Below are 269 nucleotides of genomic sequence, written 5' to 3'. Positions count from 1 at the left end.
CTCTTGTTCTCATCATCATCATGGTCGCGACGCTGTTCTACACCCAGCTTCAGCTGATGCGGAAGAACATGCCTCCGGAATCGCTAACCGGCCCCATGGCCCAGCAGCAAAAGATGATGATCTACCTCTTCCCACTGATGTACCTGTTCAGTGGTGTGAGCTTCCCGATCGGCGTCATGCTCTACTGGTGTACCTCGAACCTATGGACGCTAGGCCAGCAGGAAATCCTTATCCGTAACAACCCGACACCAAATACCCCGGCCTACATC

Annotated in this window: 1 protein-coding gene; it reads left to right on the top strand. The window is 53.9% G+C overall.

Annotation, left to right across the window (positions count from 1 at the left end):
- Positions 1-20: 20 nt before the first annotated feature.
- The coding region (locus tag FVA95_RS29845; RefSeq protein ID WP_240051812.1) for a YidC/Oxa1 family membrane protein insertase at positions 21-269 on the top strand (249 nt) is incomplete at its 3' end.

Origin of the sequence: Pseudonocardia sp. EV170527-09 (assembly GCF_008369905.1) — a bacterium.
GTDB lineage: Bacteria > Actinomycetota > Actinomycetes > Mycobacteriales > Pseudonocardiaceae > Pseudonocardia.
Note: the sequence above shows the minus strand (reverse complement) of the source record. Positions and strands in the feature narration are given on the sequence as shown.